Genomic DNA, 26,499 nt, shown 5'->3' with positions numbered 1-26,499 from the left:
TGACCGGAACGGTTCAGGCTTTCCTGACGGTGCAGAGAGAGGCGATGTGCCGCCTGCACAGCGCCATATCAGGGGAAGCACTCTGCTTGCAGGCCAGTTCGAACGCCTGCGTTTCCCGGGCTGCCGCTGCCAGTGCCGCGAGAGGCCATCGGTCAAGCGCCTGATTGAAAGCCGCCGTCCGCTTGAAGAATACGGGTGGCCTGAGAGCCTTCATGGACTCGGCCCGCCCCTGACCATCCTGCACGCCCTGCGCAACCTTCTGGAGCCGCACCAGAACGCCCAGAACGGTCCGCGCCACAGCTACGGGGTTGGCACCATCGGCCAGAGCCCGCTCAAGCGCCTGATCGGCCATCATGCGGTTTCCGCACAGCGCGGAAAAAGCGGCGTCTTCCAAGGAATTGCCGCCCGCATCGCCAACACAGTCCTGAACGGCCTGCAGATCGAGGCGGCCATTCTCGCCTGCATACAGAACAAGTTTCTCGATCTCGCCGCGCACGCCACTGCGGTCGGAGCCAAGCACGCCCATCAGCCAGATCAGGGCATCGCGGTCGATCGTCACACCGGCCTGACCGAGAGCATCCGTCACGGTCTGGGAGAGGGCGCGTCCTTCTTCGGGATAACAGGCGATGGACGCGACCTGCTTGTGAGCTTCAGCAAGGGCGCGCAGCTTCGAGCGCGCCGTGATCCCGGGCGCCTCGATAACGATCAGGGTTTCCGTTTCGGTTTCAAGCGCCCGCTTGAACAGGGGGGCCAGGCTGTCCTGACCCTCACGCACCCAGACTACCCGTCGGCCGCCGATCAGGGAAAGCGCCGTGGCCTCTTCTTCGAGCCGGTCCTGCGTTTCCCGATCCAGCTGCGCCACCTGGAAGGGGTCATCCGTCGTCCCGGCAACCAGTCTGACCGCCTGTGCGGCACGCTCACGAATGAGACCCGTATCTTCGCCATGAAGCACGATGGCCCGCCAGGATCCGGCATCGGCCAGTGTCCGTCCGATGCTTCGTGCGTCGATCTTCACCACTTACTGCGAAGACGTGCTGGTCGTGCTTCTGGACAGACGGCCTGTTGCGGAAGCCGGGAAGCCATCGACACCCGTCCGGTCGGTGGCTGCATTGCCGTTGTCATCCGGCATGCGATCCGTGTTCAGGTAGCGTGGCAGTTCATCCGGTGCAGCTTTCTCGGGCATGTTGTGATTGCGGAACCAGATCGCGATCTGCTGCGTCATGGTCTGCGCCAGCGTATCCGAGACGCGCGCCTGAAGCGTTTCATCATTCAGGGTCTGGGCGAAATACTGCTCGAACGTGGTGTTGAAACCATCCAGCGTCGTGGCATCCCCCTGCGCCAGCAGGCGCGGATTCTGCTCGACCGTGATGAGCATCCAGTGCGCCGAACCCGTGCTCCGGGTGCGGCCGGACGTATTGTCCTGATGGATGTCGACCGCTTCCTCATTCATGCCGGAAGAGACTTTCAGCATGTATTTATGAGGATCTTCCGGCCCGGCGCCGGCCAGGTTTTTCTGCAGGGCCAGACGGAGTTCCTGGCCGTAACGCCCCGGAATGTTGTCCACATAAATCTGTGCCAACTCTTCCGACATGTCGGTTTTCGGGGTCAGCTTTCCATAGAGGGGGGAAAAACCACATCCCCCGAGCAGAAGGAAAGCCGTGAGCAGAAAGGCGCCGCGCCGGTCAGACATCAGCCCGCCACCACAAAATTGACGATCCGGTTCGGAACATGGATTTCCTTCACCAGCCGTTTTCCTTCAAGCAGACGGGCCACGTTCGGCTCGCTCTTCGCTGCGGCCAGCACGTCTTCTTTCGGCGCATCGGGCGGAACCTCAATGGTTCCGCGCAGCTTGCCAAGGATCTGCACACCGATCGTCACGCTCTGCACGGCCAGCCATTTTTCTTCGGCTTCCGGCCAGGGACGCTCCACAACCAGCGCACTGCCCGGCTCCAGAACCGCCATCATGTCTTCCGCAAGATGGGGCATCATCGGAGCGGTCAGCAGGCACAGCACGCGTGCTGCCTCACGGCGCGCAGCGGCAATGCCGGCGCCTTCGATGCGTTCGGCCTCCGCCAGAGCCGAGGTCAACTCATGCAGACGGGCCACGGCAACATTCGGCGTAAAGGCTTCAAGGGCTTCACCGACGGCGGCAATGGTCCGGTGCGTGACCCGACGCAGGTCATCCCCCGCCGCACCATGCGCACTGTCGGCTGCATCCCGTGCTGCCACGGAGGCCACGAGACGATGCAGTCTCTGGCCAAAGCGGGCAGCAGCGGCAACACCTGCGGCCGTCCATTCCATGTCTCTCTCGGGCGGGCTGTCGGAGAGAACGAACCAGCGGGCCGTATCCGCGCCATAACGCTCGATGATGTCGACCGGAGACACCGTGTTGCGCTTGGACTTGGACATCTTTTCCGAGCGGCCGATCTGAACCGGTGTTCCCGTCTCACGGCGCACGACCTGATCGCCCTGCCGTTCGACCTCTTCGGGATACAGCCAGCCACTCTCATCGCGGTAGCTCTCATGCGTCACCATGCCCTGGGTGAAGAGGCCGGCAAACGGCTCGTCCACATCCAGATGCCCGGTTTCATGCATCGCGCGAGTGAAGAAACGCGCATAGAGCAGATGCAGGATCGCATGCTCGATGCCACCAATATACTGGTCGACCGGAAGCCAGCCATTGGCAGCGGCCGGAACCGTCGGGGTCTCGGCATGCGGGCTGGTGAAGCGGGCGAAGTACCAGGAACTGTCAACGAACGTATCGAACGTATCGGTCTCGCGAACCGCAGGCTTGCCGCAATGCGGGCAGTTGACGTGCTTCCAGGTCGGATGGTGATCGAGCGGATTACCGGGACGGTCAAATGTCACGTCTTCCGGCAGGATGACGGGAAGCTGCTCATCCGGCACCGGAACCGGACCGCAGGTGTCGCAATGAATGATGGGAATGGGGCAGCCCCAGTAGCGCTGCCGGGAAATGCCCCAGTCGCGCAGGCGCCAGTTCACGACACCCTTGCCTGCCCCCAGACCTTCAAGACGCTCAATGACTTTCGTCCGCGCCGCAGCAGGGGCCAGCCCATCCAGGAAACCCGAATTGAACAGGGTCGCCTCGCCCGAAACCGCTTTTTTGCCCAGGACAAAGGTCTCGGCATCCTGCCCCGGGGGCAGAAGAACCTGCGGTACCGGCAGGTCGTATTTGCGGGCAAAGTCGAGATCGCGCTGATCGCCACACGGGCAGCCGAAAACAGCGCCGGTGCCGTAATCCATCAGGACGAAATTGGCGATCCAGACAGGTGCCGTCTTTTCGGGATCAAGCGGATTGGCTACCCGCAGGCCCGTGTCGAACCCGCGTTTCTCGGCAGCTTCGATCACTTCCTCGGACGTCCCGAGACGGCGACATTCTTCAATGAAGGTAGCGGCCTGCGGGTTGCTTTCCGCAACCTTGCGGGCCAGCGGATGTTCCGCCGAAATTCCGATGAAGCTCAGACCAAACAGGGTGTCGGGACGCGTTGTAAAGACTTCGACGCTATCGAGATCCTCGTCATAACCTGCGGGCGGCTGATACAGCGCAAAGCGGACTCGCGCACCTTCCGAACGGCCGATCCAGCGCTCCTGCATGGTCCGGACGCGTTCGGGCCAGCGATCAAGCGTCTTCAGATCATCGAGCAGGGGCTGAGCGAATTTCGTGATTTTCAGGAACCACTGGGAGAGCTTCTTCTTCTCGATCAGCGCTCCCGAGCGCCAGCCGCGCCCGTCCACGACCTGCTCGTTCGCAAGAACCGTCTCGTCGACCGGATCCCAGTTGACCAGAGAGTCACGCCGCTCGACTAGACCGGCGGCCAGCATGTCGGTGAACAGCTTCTGCTGCTTGCCGTAATATTCCGGCAGGCAGGTCGCGATTTCACGGTCCCAGTCCAGCGAGAAACCCAGACGCTGCAGCGTACCCCGCATGGTGGCAATGTTGTCCATTGTCCACTTGCCAGGATGAACATTGCGTTCACGGGCGGCATTTTCCGCCGGCAGACCGAACGCGTCCCATCCCATAGGATGCATGACAGCGAACCCACGGGCCCGCTTGTAACGCGCGACCACATCCCCGAGCGTGTAGTTTCGGACATGTCCGACATGAAGCTGTCCCGATGGGTACGGGAACATCTCCAGCACATAATATTTCGGACGATCGGCCGGGGGAACATCCGGGACCGCAAAGGTATTCCGCCGCTTCCATTCGTTCTGCCAGAACGGTTCGCGGTTCTGGAAATCGAATGCGGGGGCTGTGGTATCGCTCATGTCTGACTCAGTTGTCCCGCTCGCCATTTTCGGCACGCAACTGACGTGCACGCGTCAGGATACGGGTGGTGATATCGGAAGTGGTGGTGGCGGAAACGGGGGTGTCTTCCCACTGCCCGTCCTGCAGAACCTGACGGAACACGGAAACCCGCAGGGCGTCCGAACGCAGGCGACGGTCCAGCACATAGGCTGCAATCTTGAACCGCTCGTTCTGGCTGGCGGACGGCTGATACCAGTCGGTCAGGATGACACCGCCCACGGCATCGGCAGATGCCAGCGGCATGAAGGACAGGGTGTCGATCGCTCCACGCCACAGATATGCGTTCACACCTCCGCGAAGCTCGTCAGCGCCACCTTCGGCACCGCGATCCACTCCAAGAAGATGATTGCGGGGCGCGGTCAGGGTGCTGGGGTCACGCCCGCTGCCACAGGCGGCAAGAGCGCCGAGTGCCAGAAATCCCAGGGCAAGCCGGGTTGTCGGTCGGTGAAGGGGGCGAAGAACGGTCAACTGGATGCGAGACATCATGTGTGGTCCTGCGGGCCGCGCCAGGGCCGGTCACAAGCAAGGATGCAGACTGGCGAGGCCTGCAGCCGGCAACTTCTGTTTGAGTGTTCATATCGTGCCGGCGGCACGAGGCCAAGCACCTGAAGGAAGATGTTCTTATCCTTCAGGCACCCCAGCCTTGCCCAATGCTGCAGCCAGCCTCGTCAGTCGTGTCTTCCCCGCGCAAGGAAACCGACTGACAGCTTTGGAAATGGTCAGATCCGGCACCAGACGAAGAAGGTGGCGACAGACCTGATGCATCTCTTCGGCGCAGTCACCCACTTCAACCAGGGCGATGAGATAATAAACCAGCGAACTCGGGCAGGACGGATAAAGACCGGACATCAACCGACCCATCGAGATTACTTCCTGATAGTCTTCCCCCAGTAGCAGGACCATCATGAAAACCGGACGCAGGAGTTCAAGCAACTGTGAGCGATACCCGTTTTTCAGTAGCAGCTTCACCTTTCCCGCTGCCGCCTTCATCTTCCCGCCCAGCAGAGCCAGGACAATCTCTGCCATCAGAAGATCAGGAGAATCCTTGTGATGTCCCTCGATCTGCAAGATTCCCTCGGCCGCGGACTGGGCAACCGAGAGAGCCGTACTGTGCATGGCAGGCTCGTGCATCAGATAGGCGGCGAGAAGAACTTCGACTGCATGCAGATCCGGCATCAGCGAAATGGCGGCTCGAACGCTGCGAAGACCTCGGGCAAAAACAGCCTCGGTTTCAGGACGCCATTCATTCAGGAAGTGGATATAGCAGTGCAGGGCATCAATGAGCGCAATCGCACCGTCGGCTCCGTCCAGCTCGTCGGCGCGTTCCAGCAGAAATCCAATTCGATCGAAAAGCGAAGAATCATGTCGCAGGAGCAGCATGAAAGCTCGTAGCGCCATTCCCAGTGTGGAAAGCTCTGTATCTGGTCGAGCTGCAATGCGCCGGGCTTCGGTGACGAAGATGCTCCACTGCATCGCCTGCGCAGGCGCCAGAAGGCTGTTTTTTGCCGTATCCGCCCCGGAACGCGGGAAATCGTAATGCGTTCCCCAGATGATGACTCCCCCGCGTCGGGCGTCCAGAACTCGGAGGATTAGCCGGTTTTCAGCCCCCTCAGGGCCTGCCCGCAGATTGGCGGAAATGATGTAGTCCATGCCCCAGGCCCGATAAGCCGCAGCCGCGCTCACAGGGTCGGGCAGGGATGCTTCGGGGAGTGCAAGGATGTCGAAAGTCCCCATGTTGACGAACAGGAGTTCCAGCTGATCCCGCAGGCGCTGGCCCTGTTCGGCAAGCGTTTTATCCGTGGACGACGGGATTAGAAAAACCAGTGAGATCTTCCGCGGTTCTGCCGCAGCCGGATGTTGTGACGCGTAATGAAGCGGCAGGGCAAGCATCGGATCCGGGCGCAGTACTGGCGCTGTGAAAGATGCTTCAGAAGTTCCCGCAGCCAGTGGTGCCTGGGACAGGTCCTGAACCAGATCCCTGCCGCTGCTTTCAGTCGGAATACTCCTGATCAGCGCCTGTGTGGCCGGAGTAAGGGTATGTCCTTCGGCATCTCCGAAAAGATGTGCCATCTGGTCAGCGAGTGCGGCTGCCCGACCCTTGTCACCCCGATGCAGGGCCATCTGAACCCTGGCCCGCCAAGCAACCTCGTTCAGGCCGTCAAACTTCAACAGACGCTCGGCCACGTCTTCGACCTGATCCGGGTCGGTCAATTCCCGGACGGCACTTTCATAAACCTGCTGGAGATGTGTTGAGAGGCGCTCCCTTTGCTGGACAAGCCATTCGTCCAGCGCCGGATCCACACCTGCCAGTTCGCCGAGCAGCGGTTCGTCAGGCAGGGTCACGCTGTCGATCGTTCGGACACTGACTGTAAGCAGTCTCTCGGCGTCCACCGAAGTGAGAGCCGGCTTTAGGGCTAGCGAGTGCCGCTGAACATCGATGACGTCCACGCCCAGCGGACTTAGCGCATCCAGGAGGCGATGGATTTCCTGTCGCAGGGACGCGCGTGCCATTTCTTCAGGTCGCTGGCTCCACAGCAGTTCCGCCAGCCGGGATCGCAGGACAGGTTTCCGGTCAGAAAGAGCCAGAATAGCCAGAAGCGCCCGTGTCTTGCCCCCGATCGGAAGCACGCTTTCGCCCGTGAGGGTTCTTGCTTCCATCTGCCCGATCAGTCGCACGCGCAGAAGGGTGGGATCGGTTTCGCGGATATGACGGGATGAACTGTCCACCATCTTCGCCGCCTCCACGATCAGGATCTCATGCCGAAAGACAGGGAAATTCCAGACTGTTTTAGTAAATCGTTGTCAGCAACGCAGATCATGGCAATTCTCAACCCAGTCAAACCTGCAAAACCCCGCAAAGAGGTATTGTGTAGGATGCCAGCTGCGAACGCGCTCTATCCTACTCAGGATTTGGTACTACCAGAAAAACAGATCACCTTTTTGATGGAAAAGAGGTGTCATGCAAGGCCGTAGCAGAAGCCTCGCTTAAAAGACTAACCAGAAAAAGTTGAGATAGCATAAACAGGGCAGGTAATCTTCATCTCCAGTGATATGCCCATCGCGGGTTCCCGTTTCCCTGGTTTTTCCCGGGTGGTGCTGGCTTGGATGGAGAATTCCCGACGTCTTCCGCTGCCTGATGTGGCGGGGGTACGGTTGCAGTGACACCGTAACTGAGATACGGTCGTCTTGTTTGTCCGCGTAGCTCAGCAGGATAGAGCACAGGATTCCTAAGGTTTTGAATTGGGCGCCATGATGGGAAACCGCATGGTGGATTCGCTCAAATTCGGGGAACGCTCTGATCATCTCGATCGTGCCAATCCCGAGCCAAGCTTTCCGGCGTGCCGGCAAGAAGGTGTAGAGACTGTACGGGCGACACCTTGGCTTTCAGGCCATGGTGAAGAGACAGTCCAGACCACGAACATGCCTCCGGGCATGGCGGTGAAAACCGAAGTGGTATGAATCCTGGGGCCGGAGGTTCGAATCCTCTCGCGGACACCAACAAACACAATATTTCCCGAACCATATTTTTATCCCCTCAGGTGTGGGGCGCAGGTTCTTCCCACAACAGATCCTGTCCGACGAGCGCTCCCGCGCAGATACCAGTCTGAAGCGAGGTGATGCATCCATCACCTCGCCATACTCAGCCGCTCAGAAGCGGGCTGAAACATCCAGATAGTAGTACCCGCCATTCATGCCGAGCTGGGACGTGCTCATGTAATATTTGGGCACGCCCAGATAGCGGTTCCCTTCCGGCACGACGGACGGGAATTTGGCGAAGATGTTGTTCCCGCCGATCGTAGCACTCCACTTGGGTGTGATGTTGTAGGTAACGGAGGCGTTCGTCGTCCATTTCGGCACGTTCTGGAACTCCAGAAAGTGGCTGGTGGAGTAGGTGTAAGGCCCGGTGTAGTAGGTGAGCTGGGACGTTGTCTCGCCATAGCGGATCTCATGGACGGAGACGGCCCACTTGTTGCGGGCGGAGCGCCAGGTGCCACCGAAAATGATCTTGCTGCGCGGATATGCTGTGGTGAGGTAGGCGACATACTGGGCGTTCAGAAGGGCTGCGCCGGTCGTGCTGCTTGCCTGATGGCGCAGACGCGTACGGTTCAGGTTGATCGCGACATCCCAGTCCGCATGACCATAATGACCGAAATCGGTCGGATAGGTCGCCGTCAGATCGAGGCCCTGGGTGCGGGTGTTGGCCACATTGGCAAACCAGTGCGTGGCGAGCTGGCTTCCAGTCCAGTTTTCAGATCCTGACGGCAGGTTGAACCCGTCAGCCTGGAGCGCGCTGTAGGCCTGCGATCCATAGATCGTACCTCCGGGCATGATCCGGTCGCGCAGGTCGATCTGATACACGTCGACGGTGACGTGCAGCTTCTTGATCGGCTCGACGATGATGCCACCTTCGGCACTCGTGGAGGATTCCGGCTTCAGGGCTGAGGCGCCGTTGGCGAGTGCACCGGCGGAGTTCGCCGCAATGATGCCGCTGGCCGCCGTCGGAGAGACGGAGAGTGCGGAATAATGCTCCTGCGCCAGCGTCGGCGCATGGAAGCCATTGCTGAACGTGCCGCGGATGGCGAAGCGCGGGCTGAAATCGTAACGGGTCGAGATTTTGCCGGTCTTGGTGTTGCCGACATCCGTGTAATGCTCGACGCGGCCTGCCAGATCGATCTGCCAGTGCTTCATCAGGTTCGTGGAGATATCGAGATAGCCCGCCGCCACGTCACGGGACCATTTGCCTGCATTGGCCGGGTTGGTGCCCGGAAAGCCGTCCGAGCTGGAATAGGTGTAGCTCGCCGGAGAACCGGTGCCGATGGCATAGGCCTCGTAACGATAGGACGCACCACCAGCGACGTTGATGGCATAGGGCCAGAACGACGTGCGGAACTTGTGGCTCAGATCGACGCTGTTCGTCCATTGCGTGTCGTTATAGGACTGCGCGGCGAAGGACGTTGGGGTCTGCCCCGTGGCCGTGTACAGGCCCACATTCGTTGAGCTCTCGGTATCGAAGGCATCGTAATCCCGCCCGAAAACCGAGGATACATCCCAATGCCAGCCTGCCAGTGTTCCCTTGAAACCGGCTGTCAGTTCGTAGTCGTCCTCGTTCAGGGCCTCGATGGGGGCGTAGCCGTAAGGATAGATCGCGGCATAGCCGGGATACTTGGCGAGCGTGGAGGCCAGTCGGTAGTTCTGATACGATTCCGCATGCCGGTGCGCATAGGTTGCGCTGGCATAGGCCTGCACGTTGTCGGTAATGTCGTAGCCGGCATTGATAGCGACGCTCTCACGGGTCTGCTCGGGCTGCCCGAGAAGCTGATTGACATAGGTGTTGGTCCGGTTGTCCGCGCCGGACCGGACCGTATGGTCCTGATGCACGAAATCGCCACCGATATGAACGAAACCGCGGTTGTTCAGATTCAGGCCACCGTCGATGAACACGCCCTGCTGAAAACCGTCCCCTTCGCTCGTGATTCCCGTATTCGAGCGCATGGTCAGGCCATGGTTCTGCTTCTTCAGGATGATGTTGACGACGCCTGCAATCGCGTCCGAACCGTACTGGGCGGACGCACCGTCACGCAGAACTTCAATATGGTCGATCATGGACATGGGGATCATGTCGATATCGACAGGCGTGGAACCCTGCGCCGGGCCGCCATCCGCATAGATATTCGCTGTGGTATGGCGCCGCTTGCCATCCACCAGAACGAGCGTTTCGTTGGGGTTGAGCCCGCGGAGCGAAATGGTGTCGGTCAGGGCGCCCGCATCAAAACCGCCTGTGGGCACGGTGAGGGACGGCAGCAACAGCGCCAGAGAATCGCGAAGCGTGGGCTGGCCGGTGCCCGTCAACTGACGATTCGTCACGATGTCGACAGGGGCAATAGAATCCCGCGCCTTCTTTCCGAACTCACGCGTCCCCGTCACAACGACCGCTTCACTGCCCCCCGACACTTCTACCGGCGGTTTCGCAGCCGGCCGGGAAGTGGCCTTCCGGGGCGTGGGGGTTGCATGGGCCTGTTTGTGCTGAACCGGAACAGATTGCGTTGTCGCAGCCCGGCCCTCGTCCATCATCAGGACAAATGCAGAGCCAAGAAGGGAAGTCCCCAGAAGGGTTACATGACGAAGGGAAAGCTGGGTCAGCACTTTTACCACGCGATCAGTTAGTAATTTATACGAAATACAAAGTCGTTTCGTATTTGCGGAACGTCAACATAATTTTCCGGTTCCGGAAAAATTCCGATCACATTTTGTAGGGGCTGTGGCGATCCTTACACGGTTGGGGCGTTATGGAAACGGTGTGTCTTATAAATGGATTTCGGGAGTTTGTGCATGAAACGACGTCATTTCCTGCGGGCGGCCTCGGCAGCGCCAGCGTCTATTGCGGTTTCTGCAGCGCTGCCGGTTGCCCAAGCGCGTGCAGCCGGAAACGAGGATAACGGTACGGGCCCCTACGGAGAGCTCGATATTGTTGCCGAATTCGATGGCCCTGGCCCCTCGGGGATCGTGGTTCTGCCGAATGGGAGAACCTTTGTCGGTTTTCCACGACATGCCGTGGATCATAAGGGAGCAACTCTCGGCGAACTGGTCGGCGGGAAGGTCGTGCCTTATCCGAGTACCGGAATGAGTCTCCCGGGGAATGTTCCGGCAGAGTGTCTTGTCTCCGTTCACGGCATGACCATGGATCGGAACGGCAGGCTCTGGGTAATCGATGACGGCAAGCGCGCCGGGCATCCCCTGCAGCCGGGAGCGGCGAAGATTGTCTGCATTGATCCGGTAACGAACCGGGTCGCGCACAAGATTATCCTCAAGGCGCCGGTCCTTCTGCCGGACAGCCACATGAACGACCTGCGGGTCTCGCTGTCTCATGGGGCGCAGGGGACGGTCTTCGTGACCGATTCATCGTTCGGAACAAGCCCCGGACTGGTGATCGTAGATGTCGCGACCCAGCAGGCCCGCCGCGTACTGACGACGCATCCCGCAATCCTTCCGGAAACCGGATTTATGGCCATCGTGGAAGGCGAGCCCCGCCGCTATATCCCCGGTCACCCGCAGCTGGTTTCGGGTGGTGTGGATGGGATCGCGCTGACGAAGGATGAGAAACGTCTTTATTTCGCGCCCCTGACGAGCCGTCGGCTGTACAGTCTGTCCGTGGATCTTCTCGCAGATCCTGCATCAAATGATGCCATTCTCGGCCCCGCAATCCGCGACGAAGGCGAAAAGGGAGTGGCGGATGGTTTGGCCCTGGATGACCAGAACCGGCTCTATACGACGAATTACGAGCATGACTGCATCCTTCGGCGCGATCCGGACGGATCGTTCAAAATGATGCTCCGTGACCCGCGGGCCCTTTCACCGGACGGGATTTTTGCAACAGCGGATCATGTCTATTGCACGTTCGGGCAGTGGAACCGGCTGGCGTCGTTCAATGATGGTACGGATCGCAGGGTCACACCCTATCTTCTGATCCGTTTCCCGATCGAACAGTCGCAGCCTTATAATGCGCTGCCCCCGGGACAGAAATCCTGATCCCTGATACGAAAAAGCCCCGGCGGAACCATCCACCGGGGCTTTCTTTTTTACAGGCACTGAATACCGGGGCAGTAACTCAGGCCGTCGTTGACGGAGCCTGGCCCTCGGGCGTGTGCTTGTCGACGGCAGCAGGAAGAAGCTGCGCCAGTGCTGGCAGGATTGTGCCAGCGGGAAGGCCCGTCTTGGCGACGATCGTCTGGATCTGCTGATCCGTCAGGAGACTGCGCAGCTCATCCGCTGTGATGGGCAGGTTTTCGCCATGGCCGATCCAGGACTGGATCTTGTCGGTCAGGCCAGCGCTCTGGGCCTGGTTGATGAGCATGTTAAGGCCATCTCCCTTGAGGAAATCGCCAATGCTGCCGCCAAACTTTTCGCCCAGCTGTCCGCCGATGGCGCCGACAGCCTGGTTCATGAGGTTTCCGAGAAAGCCGCTCATCCGTATTGTTCCGTCTCTTGCGGATGCGGCATCAAGACCGCACCTGATATCTCTAAAACTGGGTTGTGTCCGGAAAAGGCTCCGGATCACGAACCCCGCTTGCCGTTGAGTTCCTGCGGAACCTCGACGTCGATTTCGAGCATGGAGCACCCGCTGCCACGGTCGACCTTGATCTGCACCTTGTCCTGATCAACAGCGACATGGCGGGCAATCACTTCCATGATTTCCTTGTGAAGCTGGCGGATCAGATCGGACTCACCGGCCTCACCCGCACCGCGCTCATGCGCAAGCAGGATCTGCAGACGGTCCTTGGCGACGCTGCTGGACTGCTGGCGCCGGGCGAAGATGTTTGAGAGAAAACTCATGAACTCATGCGTCCCTCTTGAAGAGCCAGTCAAAGAAACCGCGCTTCTCGACTGGAACCGAGACCTCGAGCTTCTCGCCGCTCAGGCGACGGGCTGCTTCGAAATAGGCGCGGGCAGGAAGGCTCGTGGGCGCGGCCAGCGTGACGGGCGCACCGACATTGGAGGACTTCAGCACATCCTCGCTTTCGGGCACGATGCCGAGCAGCGGGATGGAGAGGATTTCGAGAACGTCCTCGACGCTCAGCATTTCCTTGCGCGCGGCGCGGGCAGGGTCATAGCGCGTCAGGAGCAGGTGCTTGTCGACCTTCTCGCCCTGTTCGGCCTTCTTGGTCTTGCTGTCGAGCAGGCCGATGATCCGGTCGGAGTCACGGACCGAGCTGACCTCGGGATTGGTCACGATCACGGCCATGTCGGCATGGTACATGGCCAGCTGCGCGCCACGCTCGATGCCAGCCGGGCTGTCGCAGATGACCCAGTCAAACTTCTCGCGAAGCTCGTCCATGACGCGGGCCACGCCCTCGGAGGTCAGGGCGTCCTTGTCGCGGGTCTGGGATGCCGGAAGGATGGACAGCGTTTCGCAGCGCTTGTCGCGGATCAGGGCCTGCGACAGGCGGGCATCGCCCTGCACGACGTTGATGAGATCGAAAACCACCCGGCGTTCGGCGCCCATGACCAGGTCGAGGTTCCGCAGCCCGACATCGAAATCAACCACCACCACATTCTGCCCGCTCTGGGCGAGAGCGGCGCCGAGCGCGGCGGTCGATGTCGTCTTGCCGACGCCACCCTTGCCGGAAGTGACAACCAGAACCTTGGCCATGAATACTCCAAAAAAACGTCTCTGCGGTCGGCGTCTGCCTGTGACGGGTTACCGCAACCGGTTTCCCATTCTATGAAAGTTTTATACCCTGCGGCAACCTGCGAATAGGGGCGCTTTCGTGGCAGACCCCATCAATTCGCAGTTCAGTTCATGTCGTCAGAGGCAGGACGCGGACGCGGTCCTCGTCCAGGGTAGCCTGCGCGGCCTGTCCGAGGATCGCAGGATCGATGTCTTCCGTCACGGCGTAATATCCGTCGAGGGCCAGCAGTTCGGCCAGCATCCGGCTTGCGAAAATCCGGCTCTGGGACTGTCCGCCCACCCCGGCGATCGCCCGGCCCCGCAACGTTCCGTACACATGGATGGACCCTGCGGCCACGATCTCGGCGCCGGACGAGACTGATCCGAGGATGATCACGTCGCCCTGCATGTGCTGTATGCTTTGCCCGGAGCGGACGGTCTGCTCGATGATGAGCGTCCCCCCACCGGACACGGGCCCCGCCGCGCTTGCAGACGGATCTTCCGGGATCTCGACTTCCCCGGCTGGACGGCCACCATCAAGGGTTTCGGGCCAGTCCCAGTGCGCGACCGCCGGCCAGTGACGGCTCCCGCCCTCGATGCCGATGATCCGGACACCTCTTCTGCGGATATCGTCCAGTAGCGTCGCCAGACCCGGTGTGGTTTCGCTGAGGAGGCCGAGGTCCAGAATGACCGGTTTTCCGGTGAAAAGACCGCCTGAACGGGCGATCTGATAGTCGAGACCTTCCAGCCAGAGGGGAAGGGGCGCCTCGGGGGACAGGACGAGCGCCAAGAAGGAGCGGCCGCGCGCACGGATGCGCATGGGGGTGTTCGATGTGGTAGCGGAAACGGGATCGGGCATCGTGAAAATCGTCGGACCTGTGTCGGGCAGTCGGTGAGGCTCTTGTGAGCGGGTATCGGCTGACTTAGAAAGTGGCAATGCGTATCCTGCATCACCTTCCACTTTCTCCGCAATGCCGTCTCGTGAGGCTCGCCCTCAGCGAGAAGCGACTCCCGTTCGAACCTGTCATTGAGCGGGTCTGGGAACAGCGTGAGGAATTCCTGCATCTCAATCCCGCGGGCGAGGTTCCCGTGCTGGTTGAGGAAAATGGTCTGGCCGTGCCGGGCGGGCGTGTCATCTGCGAATATCTTGAAGACGCCTATCCCGATACACCGCTTCTGGGGCGTACTTTCGCCGACCGCGTCGAGACGCGACGGCTCGTGGACTGGTTCGACACCCGCTTCGCCCATGAGGTCACACGGAACCTGCTCGGCGAAAAGGTCGACAAGCGCCAGTTCGGACGCGGTCACCCGGACGGCAATGCGCTGCGAGCGGGCTATGCGAACATGCGCTTTCACCTTGATTATATCGGCTGGCTTGCGGAGACGCGCTCCTGGCTTGCGGGGCCTGCGCTGTCGCTCGCCGATTTCGCAGCCGCGGCCCATCTGTCGGCGCTGGATTTCATCGGTGACGTGAACTGGTCCAAGGCACCTGCCGCGAAGGACTGGTATGCGCGGGTGAAGTCGCGCCCCTGTTTCCGGGGGCTGCTGTCTGACAAGGTCAGTGGCATCACGCCGCCGGCGCATTACGCCAATCTGGATTTCTGAGAGCCGCCATGATGAACCCCGATGTGATTGTGCTTGGAGCCGGTGCAGCGGGGCTGATGGCTGGGGCGACGGCCGGTCAGAACGGGGCGCGGGTCCTAGTTCTGGACCATGGTCCGGAGCCGGGGCGCAAGATCCTGATTTCGGGCGGGGGGCGATGCAATTTCACGCATCTCGAGACCGGGCCCAACTGTTTCATCTCGCAGAACCGCCATTTCGCGCGTTCCGCACTGGCACGATACACGCCGCAGGATTTTCTCAAGCTGGTGAACCGCCACGGTATTGCCTGGCATGAGAAGGCGCGGGGGCAGCTTTTCTGTGATGGCTCGGCGGGGCAGATCGTGGACATGCTGGTCTCGGAGTGCCGGACCGCCGGATGTGAGTTGCGGATGCAGACCCGCATTCTTGATGTGCGGCAGGCGGAGCACGGCTTCATCATCGTCACGGATGGGGGCGAGATCCGGACCGGGGCGGTGATCCTCGCGACGGGTGGGCTGTCCATTCCCAAGCTCGGAGCGTCGGATCTGTCGCTGCGGCTGGCGCGGAAATTCGGTCTGGGGATTGTGCCGCCAGCACCCGCACTCGTGCCGCTGGTTCTGGCGGATGCCGATCCGGAACTTGCAGGCGTATCGCTGCCGATCGTAGCGCGCGTGGGCAAGAAGGGGCCGCGGTTTGAAGACGGAATGGTCTTTACCCATCGTGGTGTGTCCGGCCCAGCGATTCTGCAGATTTCATCCTATCTGGAAGCCGGGGATGCGGCGCAGATCGATCTTCTGCCGGGGCAGAATGCGCTGAATGTGCTGCTGAAGGTCAAGAAAGACCGTCCGAAGGCTCTGCCGCCGAGTCTGCTGGAAGCGCTTCCCCAGCGACTGGCCCGCGTTCTGGCTGTGGGGCTGGGAGACACGATGCTGGCGAACCAGCCGGACCGCGCGATCAAGGCGCTGGCCGAGCGTGTGTCGAACTGGCAGCTTCGCCCCGCCGGTACGGAAGGTTATGCCAAGGCGGAGGTCATGCGGGGCGGGATCGATACGCGGGATCTGTCGTCCCAGACACTCGAATCCCGTGATGTTCCGGGACTTTATGCGATCGGCGAGGCCGTGGATGTGACGGGTTGGCTGGGTGGTCACAATTTCCAGTGGGCCTGGGCGAGTGGTGTTGCGGCGGGGCAGGCGGCGGCCGGACATCGCTAGATGCTCTTTGCCACAGGATTGCCATCCTGACGTCCGATCACGCGGCAACCGATGAGGTGGCGATCCGTTTCCGCTTTTCCAATTCCGGTTTTCTGAAACTGGCCGATCAAGGACACATCGAAATGTCTCGTTCCGTTTTCCGTCATGTTCTGCGTGCTGCTGCCGGTCTCTCCTTTCTGGGGCTTGGCGCCTGTGTCGGCACGGCGGCTTCCGGTCCCGTGGCGCCGGGCACACCGATCGCGGGGTATGGCTATACCTGCAAGGCGGGGATCTATACCTGCAAGATGCCGACGCAGGTTCCGCTGGGTGCGCCGTGCTCGTGCCCGGGTCTTGGTGCCGCGTCTTACGGCAATATCCATCAGCCGTAATACAGACGGCATTGGCCGTATTGTGCTGAGCGGGTAGGACTGCGCCATGCAGGAGAATATTTCCGGAATGGCGCAGTTTCTTCCCTGGATCGTGGCGGCGGTCGCGCTGCTGGTCGCATTTCTGGCTGTTCTGCGGGGCGGCAATGGCGGCGGCCGGTTCGAGCGCCTGCTGGAGCGTGAGGCACAGGAGCGCTCACAGGACGTTGAGTATCACCGGGCACATCTGTCGGAAGTCGAGCGGGTGCTGTCGGGGCGGCTGGATCAGTTCCGGCTGGAGACCAGCGAGCGTCTGAGTACGCTGGCCCGCAATCTGGGGCAGGATCAGGCCGAGGGACGCCTCCTGCTGTCTGATGCGTTGCGGGAGATGGCGCAGAGCCAGAACGAACAGATCGAACGGATCCGCGCGACTGTGAACGAACAGCTTCACGGTGCTGTCGAAAAGCAGATGCAGACCAGCTTCCAGCGTGTGGTGGAGCAGTTCAGCGTCATGCAGAAGGCGCTGGGTGAAGTCACGAGTGTGACGGCGCAGATCGGGGACCTGAAGCGTCTCTTCTCCAATGTGAAGACGCGGGGAGGCTGGGGCGAAGCACAGTGCCGGGCCATTCTGGACGATATCCTGCCCGAAGGCAGCTACGACACGAATTTCCGTCTCGGGACGGCGGGCGAGAATGTGGAATTCGCTGTAAAGATGCCAATGCGCGGAACGGAGACGCCGCCGCGGTTGGCAATCGACAGCAAGTTCCCGACCGAAGCCTATGAGCGGCTGCTGAATGCTGCGGAAGCAGGCGATGCGCTGGCGGAGCGTCAGGCCCGGCGCGAGCTTGAAAACGTCATCCGGTTCGAAGCGAAGAAGATCGCCTCCAAATATATCCTGCCGCCGGTGACGGTCGAATTTGCCGTGCTGTATCTGCCGACGGACGGGCTTTATGCCGAAATCGCCCGCATGCCCGGCGTGATTGACGAGATCGGCCGGCTGTATCGGGTTATGGTGATGGGACCGTCGCTTCTCCCTGCGATGCTGCGGACGGTGCATCTGGGATATGTCACGCTGACGCTTGAGGAGCGGACGGAAGCCATTGCGGGGCTTCTGGGAGCGACGCGGCAGGAAATGCTGCGGATGGATCAGGTTCTGGAAAAGCTGCATCGCAATGCCGGGACCATGGGCAACACGATCGAAGAGGCCCGGCGCCGGACGCGTGTGCTTGGGCGGCGTCTGCGGGCGCTGGACGGAACGGCGGACGAAATGGAAGAGGTGCTGGACGAGACGTCCCTGCCCTGAGCCTCGGCACCTTTAAGAGCGATTTTAATTGGATGACATGGGGCGCTGCCCCATGTGAAGATTATGAGCATGACGTCCGCACATGAATCCGGGGCGCCTGAGCGCCTTCCCGAACCCTCTCCCCGGCTTCTGCTGATTGAGGATGACGACAGCATTGCGGCCGAGGTCGCCGAGGAATTGACGACGCGCGGCTATGACGTGACGCGCGCCGCAACAGGCGTTGAAGGATTGGATCATGCCTGTGCCGGGCAGTTTGATCTCATGATCGTGGACCGCATGCTGCCGGAGTTGGACGGGCTGACTGTCATTGAAAGCGTGCGCGCCCAGCGGATCAACATTCCGGTTCTGGTGCTCTCCGCGCTTTCGGCGGTGGATGACCGGGTGAGCGGTCTCAAGGCAGGCGGGGACGATTATCTGACCAAGCCCTTCGCCATGGAAGAGCTGGCGGCCCGCCTGGAAGCGCTGCTGCGCCGTCCGACGGACAGCCGCGTGACGATGCTCCGGGTCGGCCCGCTTGAAATGGATCTGATCGAGCGCCGGGTGTTTCGCAACGGGCAGGAAATCGATCTCCTGCCGCGCGAATTCCGGCTGCTGGAATACATGATGCGCCGTCCCGACACCGTGCTGACGCGTACCATGCTGCTTGAGGATGTGTGGAACTACCGGTTCGTTCCGCAGACGAACCTGGTGGATGTCCATATCGGGAAACTGCGGCGCAAGATTGACGTTCCCGGCGAGCCGCCGCTCATTCACAGCATCCGCGGTGCCGGGTTCAGTCTGCGTGTCCCGGGCTGAACTGCGCTTTTCCGAACTCTTCCGGGCCGATCTTTTCCGAACGGCCACGTTCCGGCTGACACTGGCTTTTGTCGTGGCGATCATCGCGGGGATGGCGCTGCAGTTCGGGCTCGTTTACGGCCAGATGAGCGGATACGAGCAGCAGCGCTCGACCGATCTGCTCCAGCGTGAGGCGGCGCTGCTGGTTCACGAGACGCCAGCCGAGCTTGAATATGAAGTCCGTGAGCGCAGCAAGACCGATCTGCGCGTGATCCTGAACGGGGCGGCCCTGTTCGACATGAGCCGCAACCGGATTGCGGGGGACATCAAGAAATGGCCGGTCGGGCTTGAGGTCTCTCCCAAGACGCAGCGTCTCTGGGATGCGCCGCCGGGGGATACGCCCTACGAAATGCGGTATCTGGCCGTCGAGGTCGAGGGGACGAACGGCAACCGCGACCGTATTCTCGTTCTGGCCCGCTCGCTGCATATGGCGAATGAACTGCGTTACATCACCAAGCGCGCGGCGCTGATGTCCGTGGTGCCGGTCGTGGCGTTCGCCCTGATGGCCGGGATTTTCCTGAGCCACCGTGCGCTGGGGCGGATCAAGGACATGCATGAGGCGATTGACCGCATCATGGATGGCGATCTGCATGAGCGCCTGCCGACCGGTCGCGAGCGCGACGACATCGAGCGGTTGGCGGTCTCGGTCAACCGGATGCTGGACCGGCTGGAACATCTGCTCGACGAGATCCGGGATGTGGGCAACGACATTGCCCATGATCTGCGGACCCCTCTGGCGCGGGTGAAGGCGCGGCTGGAGCGTGTTTCGGCCATCACGAATGATCCGGCCGCGCTTCAGGGGGCGATCGAGCGGGCGGCTTTGGATCTGGAACAGTGTTTTTCCGTCATCACGGCTCTGCTGCGGATCGGCGAAATCGAGAACGGTCGTCGCCGGGCGGGATTTGCGATGCTGGATCTGCGCGAATTGCTGGCGGGCGTGGTGGATCTTTATGAACCCATCGCCGAAACCGAAGGTGTTATGCTGGAGGTGATGGATTCGGACAAACCGGTGCCGCTTTTCGGAGACAAGGACCTGCTGAACGAGGTTCTGGCCAATCTCGTGGACAATGCGATCAAGTTTACACCTGAGCCGGGAACGGTCCGGCTGAGTGCGGGGCAGGGGCCTGACGGGGCAACCTGGCTTCAGGTGGCCGATACGGGGATCGGTATTGCCGAGGACGAGCGCAAGGCCGTCATGGGCCGGTTCTATCGTTCGGATAAAAGTCGGCATGTCCCGGGAAGTGGTCTGGGGCTGAGTCTGGTGTCGGCGATCCTGCGGCTGCATGGAGCTTCAGTGGATATCGTGTCCGCCCATCCCGGCCAGGCGCTGCCCGGAGCGGTTTTCACCATTCATTTCGCGCCGCCAGCCTCTGTCTGAAAAGCGCCTGAATGTGTCGTATCATGTCAATGTTTGCCATGTGTCTTGATATTTAAACAGAATTTTCCTTGTCGTCTGAGTCTCGATGGATATGACTCGGATCAATTTGCAAGGGGACACCCGTTGAGAATGACCGGACCAGGAAGAGCCCCAAGGGGTTGTCTGACCGCATGAATGCCATTGTCGTTACCGCGCTGAAGCGGCCTTATACCTTCGTTGTTCTGTCGATCATGATCCTGATCTTCGGGGTCAGGGCCATCGTTTCCACGCCGACGGATGTCTTTCCTTCGATCAAGATCCCGATTGTGGCCGTCATCTGGTCCTATACGGGCCTGATGCCTGACGACATGTCCGGACGTATCGTCTATTATTACGAACGTGCCCTGACAGCGACCGTCAGCAACATCGAACATATTGAAAGTTCGTCCTATTACGGGCGCGGCATTGTGAAGATTTTCTTCCAGCCGGGCACCAATACGGCGGTGGCGCAGACGCAGATCACGTCGGTCTCGCAGACGGTCATCAAGCAGCTCCCGAACGGCGCCACGCCCCCGCTGATTCTGGCGATGGATGCGTCTTCCGTTCCGGTCCTGACGCTGCAGGTCAACAATCCGACCATGTCCGGGTCGGAAATCTACAACATGGCCTCCAACCTGATCCGGCCGGAGCTGATTTCCGTGCCCGGGGCGGCCATTCCCAATCCCTATGGTGGTCTGGCCCCGGACATCATGGTGGATATCGATCCGATCAAGCTGCTTGCGCACAGGCTCTCGCCTGAGGACGTGGCTGCGGCGCTGAACCTGCAGAACATCGTTCTTCCGGCCGGTGACCAGCGGATCGGCCAGCTCGACTGGATGGTGAAGACGAATTCGACGCCCCTTGATCTGGCAGTATTCAACAAGATGCCGGTCAAGCAGGTCGGCAATTCTGTGATCTATCTGCGCGATGTCGCGTGGGTTCATCGAGGAGGGCCACCGCAGATCAATGCGGTCCTTGTGAAAGGGCAGCAGGCGGTTCTGATTGTCATCCTCAAGAGCGGTGATGCATCCACGCTGTCTGTCGTGAGTGGTATCAAGAAGCTTCTGCCGCAGGTTCAGGCAACGCTTCCGGCCGGGACGACGGTGAGCATCCTGACCGATGCGTCGAGCTTCGTGAAGGAATCGGTCGTGGACGTGGTGCGTGAAATGATCACGGCCGCGATCCTGACCAGTCTGACGGTCATGCTGTTCCTGGGCTCGTGGCGCTCGACCGTGATCGTGGCGACGTCCATTCCGCTGGCGATGCTGTGCTCGATCATCGGGCTGAGTATTGCCGGTCAGTCCATCAACGTGATGACGCTGGGCGGTCTGGCGCTGGCGGTCGGTATTCTCGTGGATGACGCGACCGTCATGATCGAGAATATCGATGCGCATCTCGAGACCGGCAAGGAACTCGAAGACGCTATCATTGATGCGGCGAACCAGATCGTCATTCCGACTTTCGTGTCCACGACCTGTATCTGTATCGTGTGGCTGCCGCTGTTCGAACTGACGGGCATTTCGGGCTGGCTGTTCATGCCGATGGCCGAGGCCATCATCTTCGCGATGATCGCGTCCTTCATCCTGTCGCGGACACTGGTTCCGACCATGGCGAACTGGATGCTGGCGGCGCAGGTCCGGATGCATCGCGATCCGGAATGGCATAACCGCAAGCTGAGCATTTTCGGTCGCTTCCAACGGGGTTTCGAGGCGCGGTTCACCAGCTTCCGTGAGCATTACAAAACGATCCTCGAGACCCTGATCTCGATCCGTGGCCGTTTCGTGACGCTGTTCCTGCTGGCAGCGGTCTCGTCCATGGCGCTGCTGCTGTTCATCGGGCAGGACTTCTTTCCGGAAATCAAATCCGGCACGCTGCAGATGCACATGCGCGCGCCGATCGGCAGCCGTCTTGAAGAAACCGGCAAGATCGCCGGGCTGGCCGAGCGCCGGATCCGCAGCCTGCTGCCGGGCCAGGTGGTCAATGTTGTGAACAACTGCGGTCTGCCGTTCAGTCAGCTGAACCAGGCCATGATCCCGTCTCCGACCGTGGGGTCGCAGGACTGCGACATCACGATCCAGCTTCGCAATTCCGAAAGTCCGATCGCCGAATATCGCAGGACGCTCCGCAAGGGGCTGACCAATGATTTCCCGGGAACCATCTTCACGTTCCAGCCGGGTGATCTTACGGCCAAGATCCTGAACTTCGGTCTGCCGTCCCCGATTGACGTGCAGGTGGTGGGGCGTGATCTGAGCGACAACTTCCGCTTTGCAACGCAGCTTGCCAAGAAACTGCGCCATATTCCGGGTATCACGGATGTCTCCATTCAGGAGCCGATGACGCAGCCGACCATCATGGTGAACAACCGTCGAAGCTTCGCGCTCGGAACGGGCATCACCGAACGGGACGTGGCTCTGAATGCGCTTGTCACTTTGTCCGGCAGTGGGCAGGTGGGGCAGACCTATTACCTGAATGCGCAGGGCACATCGCAGCTGATCGACGTTCAGGCGCCTGCGAACTATCTGCAGACCATGAACGATCTGGAAATCCTCCCGATCGACAAGGGAGACGGCAACCCGACCAACCAGACGCCGCAGCTTCTGGGTGGCCTGAGTGCGCTGGTGCAGACCGGAACACCGTCGGAAATCGCGCATTATAACATCATGCCGGTCTTCGATATCTATGCCGCGCCTGAAGACATGGATCTTGGGACTGTCTCGCGGGCGGTGAACCGGATCGTGAACCATGAGCGCAAGCTGCTGCCGCATGGCTCGAGCATGGTGGTCCGCGGTCAGGCCGTGACGATGAATGACGCCTATGTCCAGCTGATCGGTGGGCTCGCGTTGTCGATTGTGCTGGTCTATCTGATCATCGTCGTGAACTTCCAGTCCTGGCTCGATCCGTTCGTCATCATCACTGCCCTGCCGGGCGCTCTGGGTGGTATCTCCTGGAGCCTGTTCCTGACCCATACCGCCATGTCGGTCCCAGCCCTGACGGGTGCGATCATGTGCATGGGAACGGCCACGGCCAACGCCATCCTTGTGGTATCGTTTGCCCGGGAGCGGATGGATCATCACGGCGATGCCATCACGGCGGCGCTGGAAGCGGGTTATGAACGTATCCGCCCGGTTCTGATGACAGCGCTGGCGATGATGATCGGCATGATCCCGATGTCCATCAGCAATTCCGACAATGCGCCGCTGGGCAAGGCGGTGATCGGCGGCCTTCTCGTGGCAACCGTTGCCACCCTGCTTTTTGTTCCCTGCGTTTTTGCCCTTATTCATTACAAGCGGCCTGCTGGGCCTGAAGGAGACCGCGCGTGAGCCATTCTGCGGATCAGGGGCAGGTGCCTCCGACAAACCATCCGGCACGCACGGGTTCTGGAACACGCGGCAAGCTCGTCCTGCTGGTGGTGATCCTGCTGGCGATCGCACTGGCGGCCTGGGGGATCGTGCAGCGGGGAGCGCATTATCATTCCCTGACAGGCGCGACAGAAGACGCGGCCATTCCGCCCGTCACCCTGATTGCGCCGCAGCCGGGTCCGAAGACGCGGCAGGTCGATCTTCCGGCCAATCTCGCGGCCTGGTATGAGGCGCCGATCTACGCGCAGGTCTCGGGCTATGTGAAGATGTGGTACAAGGACTACGGCGCGCATGTGAAACGCGGCGATGTTCTGGCTGAAATCAGCACTCCGAGCATTGACGCCCAGTTCGAGGCAGCCAAGGCGCATTATAACGTCATTCTGGCGCGGTATAATCTGGCTCTGATCACGACCAAACGCTGGACGGCCCTGAAGGGAACACAGGCCGTGTCGCGTCAGGAAGTGGACGTGCAGGCCGCCAATGCCGCCGCCCAGAAAGCCGAGCTTGAAGCCGCGCGTCATGATGTGGACCGCTTCCAGGCCCTGGAGGACTTCAAGAAGATCGTCGCGCCGTTCGATGGGATCGTGACATCGCGTCTGGTGAACGTGGGCGACTACGTGAACGCAGGCGGAGGCAATCTCAATTCACGGGGCACGGCGTCCGAACTGTTCTCGGTCGCTGATGTGCACCGGATGCGCGTGTTCGTGTCGGTCCCGCAGGATTTCGCCAGCGTCATTTCCCCGAAGATCGAAGCCGAGCTGACGGTGCCGCAGTATCCGGGAAGCCACTTCCGGGCGACGTTCCTCGCAACTGCCAACGCCTTCAATGCCGCGACCCGTACGGTTACGACCGAGCTGACGCTGGATAACAGCGATAATCTGCTGTGGCCGAACTCCTATGCGACGGCGCATATTTCTGCCCCGGGCAATCCGAACATCCTGATCCTGCCGGAAGGCGCGATCATCTTCAGGGCCGAGGGAACACAGGTGGCCAAGGTCATCAATAACCACGCCCATCTGGTGAATGTGACCGTCGGCATCAACTTTGGCACAACAGTCCAGGTCCTCAGCGGTATTACAAAAGACGACCGTGTGGTTGCCAACCCTACTGCTGATCTGCTGGAAGGGGACGAAGTCAAGATCGTCCCGACCACGCCGGGATACAACACGCCGAGCAAAGCGCAGCAGGATGCAGATCAGCAGCCTGTCCGTCAGCATGATGCAAACCCTGAGGAGGCCGGATCTCGCTGATGAAACCGGAATGTTCCCAGTCATCCCCGCTCCAGTCATCTCCGTCCGCCACGGCTTCTTCCAGACGTAACCGCTCCAAGTGGCGAATCACGACGGCTCTGGCCGGCGTGTTCTCGATCGGACTGGCGTCATGTGATCTGTCGCCTGAATATCATCCCCAGAAATTTCTCTATCCCGAAGGATGGGAAGGGAAGGGGCTGATGGTCAATGCGCAGCCCGCGGATGGCGTTGTCCGCAGTGACTGGTGGACCATGTTCAACGATCCCATTCTCGATGGGCTCGAAAAGCGTATGCTGGCCGTCAATCCCGATCTGCAGGCTGCCGCTGAAGCCTTCACGCAGGCCCGCGATGTAGCCCGCGAGACGGAAAGCCGTCTGTATCCGCAGGTGACTGGCGCGGCTCACATGAGCGACAACAAGGGCTCCATCGGCCGACTGTATAACAACCCGGCCACGAGCAGCAGTCTCGTTTATGAGTCCAATCAGGCCTATAGCGGTGCTGCGACCTGGGAGCCGGATTTCTGGAACTCGATCCGTAACACCACGCGGATGCAGAAAAATCTGGCGCAGGCTTCGGCTGGCCAGTACGCGCTGGCAAGGCTGAGTCTGGAAGCGGAACTGGCGTCCGACTATATTGCCCTGCGCGGGCTTGATGCCCAGAACGCGGTTTATGATGACTCCATCCGCTACTTCCGGGCCGCGGTCGAGATCACGGAACTGCGTCAGGCGGGTTCGATCGGTGCCGGGCTGGATGTTTCGCGTGCAGAGACCCAGCTCTATTCCGCGCAGGCAGGCAAGAGCAATCTGATCGCCCGGCGCAACGTCATGGAGCACGCGATTGCGGTTCTGCTCAACACGGCCCCCGCAGGTTTCCATATCGCGCCCGTCAAGGACGTGAAAATGCATTTCGGGGTGGTGAAGATCAATGCGGGACTGCCCGCGTCGCTTCTTGAACGCCGTCCCGATATCGCCATTGCAGAACGGCAGATGGCTGCTTCAGCACGGGCCATCGGTGTGTCACGCGCCGCGTTCTACCCGCATATCACTTTCAGTGCCGAAGGCGGTTTTGAGGACGGGGGTTTCGATCTCGCCAGCATCTCCCGGGCCTTCTGGAAGATCGCAGTTCAGGCGGTCGAGCCGGCCTTTACCGGTGGTCTGCGGCGTGCAGCGCTTCAGCGCTCCTGGTCGCAGTACCGGAGCATGGTGGACAATTACCGCTCTGTCGTCCTGTCCGCGTTCCAGGATGTCGAAGATGGCCTGACCCAGACACGCCAGTTCAAGATCGCCCAGGATCAGCAGCAGAAAGCGGTGGATGCGGCGCTGCGCACGCAGAGCATGACCATGGCGCTCTATACGGGCGGTCTGTCGAACTATCTTGATGCCCTCGTGGCCCAGCAGGATGCCCTTCAGGCGCGTCTGGCCGAGGTCGAGGTCCAGACGGCACAGGTCCAGTCCTCCGTGCGTCTGGTCCGTGCCCTGGGTGGTGGCTGGAGCGCCAGTGACCTGCCGGGCATCAAGCAGATCGATCCGTTTGGCCCGCTCCAGTACAAGGACTTGCGGACGCCGAAGCCCGTGAACGGTATCGACAGTCATGCGTCCCCGCTGGACAATGATCTGCGCGGCGATCGCGTGTCGGAGAATGGCCCGCAAGGCTTGACGGGACGCTCCTGATTGGTCTAGGGGTCCGCCTCACTTCGAACGCGGGAGGAGTTGGCGTGGCCGACTCCGT

General features: G+C 60.8%; 21 protein-coding genes. 11 read left to right on the top strand and 10 right to left on the bottom strand.

What is annotated here, in order from left to right; translation table 11 throughout:
- Positions 1-13: 13 nt before the first annotated feature.
- From holA to KP701_RS04015, 5 genes are all read right to left on the bottom strand, one after another.
- Positions 14-1,015, bottom strand: coding sequence for a DNA polymerase III subunit delta (gene holA / locus KP701_RS04035; protein ID WP_215745828.1), 1,002 nt, complete (start codon positions 1,013-1,015; stop codon positions 14-16).
- Positions 1,016-1,018: 3 nt separating this feature from the next.
- Positions 1,019-1,690, bottom strand: a complete 672-nt coding sequence (locus KP701_RS04030) for a hypothetical protein (RefSeq protein WP_215745827.1) — start codon at positions 1,688-1,690, stop codon at positions 1,019-1,021.
- A complete protein-coding gene (gene leuS, locus KP701_RS04025; RefSeq protein ID WP_215745825.1) occupies positions 1,690-4,287 on the bottom strand; it encodes a leucine--tRNA ligase in 2,598 nt (865 codons plus the stop codon). Before leuS ends, KP701_RS04030 begins: the two co-directional genes overlap by 1 nt.
- A 7-nt stretch (positions 4,288-4,294) precedes the next feature.
- A complete protein-coding gene (locus KP701_RS04020; protein WP_080691872.1) occupies positions 4,295-4,813 on the bottom strand; it encodes a DUF3576 domain-containing protein in 519 nt (172 codons plus the stop codon).
- Positions 4,814-4,948: 135 nt separating this feature from the next.
- Positions 4,949-7,057, bottom strand: coding sequence for a hypothetical protein (locus KP701_RS04015; protein ID WP_215745823.1), 2,109 nt, complete (start codon positions 7,055-7,057; stop codon positions 4,949-4,951).
- A 534-nt stretch (positions 7,058-7,591) separates the two neighbouring features.
- Between KP701_RS04015 and KP701_RS04010 the strand changes: the two genes are divergently transcribed.
- On the top strand, positions 7,592-7,786 hold the full coding sequence (locus KP701_RS04010) for a hypothetical protein (RefSeq protein ID WP_215745821.1): 195 nt from the start codon (positions 7,592-7,594) through the stop codon (positions 7,784-7,786).
- Positions 7,787-7,975: 189 nt separating this feature from the next.
- Here the strand turns inward: KP701_RS04010 and KP701_RS04005 are convergent, their stop codons facing one another.
- Positions 7,976-10,399, bottom strand: coding sequence for a TonB-dependent siderophore receptor (locus KP701_RS04005; protein ID WP_252345392.1), 2,424 nt, complete (start codon positions 10,397-10,399; stop codon positions 7,976-7,978).
- A gap of 258 nt (positions 10,400-10,657) precedes the next feature.
- Here KP701_RS04005 and KP701_RS04000 point away from each other — a divergent pair, with 258 nt between their 5' ends.
- Positions 10,658-11,854 carry an L-dopachrome tautomerase-related protein gene (locus tag KP701_RS04000; protein ID WP_215745820.1) on the top strand — a complete coding sequence of 399 codons (1,197 nt, stop codon included), beginning with the start codon at positions 10,658-10,660 and terminating at the stop codon, positions 11,852-11,854.
- Between the two features lie 79 nt (positions 11,855-11,933).
- On the opposite strand, the gene KP701_RS03995 is transcribed toward KP701_RS04000, so the two are convergent.
- The 4 genes from KP701_RS03995 to minC form a co-directional block, all read right to left on the bottom strand.
- Positions 11,934-12,341, bottom strand: a complete 408-nt coding sequence (locus KP701_RS03995) for a YidB family protein (RefSeq protein WP_371818886.1) — start codon at positions 12,339-12,341, stop codon at positions 11,934-11,936.
- Between the two features lie 38 nt (positions 12,342-12,379).
- Complete coding sequence (gene minE / locus KP701_RS03990) at positions 12,380-12,658, bottom strand: cell division topological specificity factor MinE (RefSeq protein WP_215745816.1); 279 nt, start codon at positions 12,656-12,658, stop codon at positions 12,380-12,382.
- A gap of 4 nt (positions 12,659-12,662) precedes the next feature.
- The gene (gene minD / locus KP701_RS03985) at positions 12,663-13,475 is read right to left on the bottom strand and encodes a septum site-determining protein MinD (protein ID WP_215745815.1); all 813 of its coding nucleotides are present in this window, start codon (positions 13,473-13,475) and stop codon (positions 12,663-12,665) included.
- A 148-nt stretch (positions 13,476-13,623) separates the two neighbouring features.
- On the bottom strand, positions 13,624-14,352 hold the full coding sequence (minC, locus tag KP701_RS03980; protein WP_215745813.1) for a septum site-determining protein MinC: 729 nt from the start codon (positions 14,350-14,352) through the stop codon (positions 13,624-13,626).
- Positions 14,353-14,429: 77 nt separating this feature from the next.
- On the opposite strand from minC, the gene KP701_RS03975 reads away from it, so the two are divergent.
- The 9 genes from KP701_RS03975 to KP701_RS03935 all read left to right on the top strand — a co-directional run bounded on the left by KP701_RS03975 (position 14,430) and on the right by KP701_RS03935 (position 26,441).
- Entirely contained in the window at positions 14,430-15,098 is a 669-nt protein-coding gene (locus KP701_RS03975) for a glutathione S-transferase family protein (protein WP_215745812.1), read from the top strand.
- A gap of 11 nt (positions 15,099-15,109) precedes the next feature.
- On the top strand, positions 15,110-16,285 hold the full coding sequence (locus KP701_RS03970; protein ID WP_215745970.1) for an aminoacetone oxidase family FAD-binding enzyme: 1,176 nt from the start codon (positions 15,110-15,112) through the stop codon (positions 16,283-16,285).
- A gap of 122 nt (positions 16,286-16,407) precedes the next feature.
- Positions 16,408-16,653, top strand: coding sequence for a hypothetical protein (locus KP701_RS03965; protein WP_024717246.1), 246 nt, complete (start codon positions 16,408-16,410; stop codon positions 16,651-16,653).
- Positions 16,654-16,699: 46 nt separating this feature from the next.
- The gene (locus KP701_RS03960; RefSeq protein WP_215745810.1) at positions 16,700-17,932 is read left to right on the top strand and encodes a DNA recombination protein RmuC; all 1,233 of its coding nucleotides are present in this window, start codon (positions 16,700-16,702) and stop codon (positions 17,930-17,932) included.
- Positions 17,933-18,001: 69 nt separating this feature from the next.
- Positions 18,002-18,727, top strand: a complete 726-nt coding sequence (locus KP701_RS03955) for a response regulator transcription factor (RefSeq protein WP_371818884.1) — start codon at positions 18,002-18,004, stop codon at positions 18,725-18,727.
- A complete protein-coding gene (locus tag KP701_RS03950) occupies positions 18,714-20,144 on the top strand; it encodes a HAMP domain-containing sensor histidine kinase (RefSeq protein WP_215745807.1) in 1,431 nt (476 codons plus the stop codon). The genes KP701_RS03955 and KP701_RS03950 overlap by 14 nt, the downstream gene beginning before the upstream one ends.
- A gap of 170 nt (positions 20,145-20,314) precedes the next feature.
- Positions 20,315-23,482 (top strand): efflux RND transporter permease subunit, encoded by a 3,168-nt coding sequence (locus KP701_RS03945; RefSeq protein ID WP_215745805.1) that lies wholly within the window; start codon positions 20,315-20,317, stop codon positions 23,480-23,482.
- Complete coding sequence (locus tag KP701_RS03940; protein ID WP_215745804.1) at positions 23,479-24,771, top strand: efflux RND transporter periplasmic adaptor subunit; 1,293 nt, start codon at positions 23,479-23,481, stop codon at positions 24,769-24,771. Before KP701_RS03945 ends, KP701_RS03940 begins: the two co-directional genes overlap by 4 nt.
- Positions 24,771-26,441: an efflux transporter outer membrane subunit gene (locus KP701_RS03935; protein ID WP_252345372.1), complete on the top strand. Its 1,671-nt coding sequence runs from the start codon at positions 24,771-24,773 to the stop codon at positions 26,439-26,441. Before KP701_RS03940 ends, KP701_RS03935 begins: the two co-directional genes overlap by 1 nt.
- Positions 26,442-26,499: the final 58 nt, after the last annotated feature.

Origin of the sequence: Gluconobacter sp. P1C6_b, from assembly GCF_018811945.1 — a bacterium.
Classification (GTDB): Bacteria; Pseudomonadota; Alphaproteobacteria; order Acetobacterales; family Acetobacteraceae; genus Gluconobacter.
Note: the sequence above shows the minus strand (reverse complement) of the source record. Positions and strands in the feature narration are given on the sequence as shown.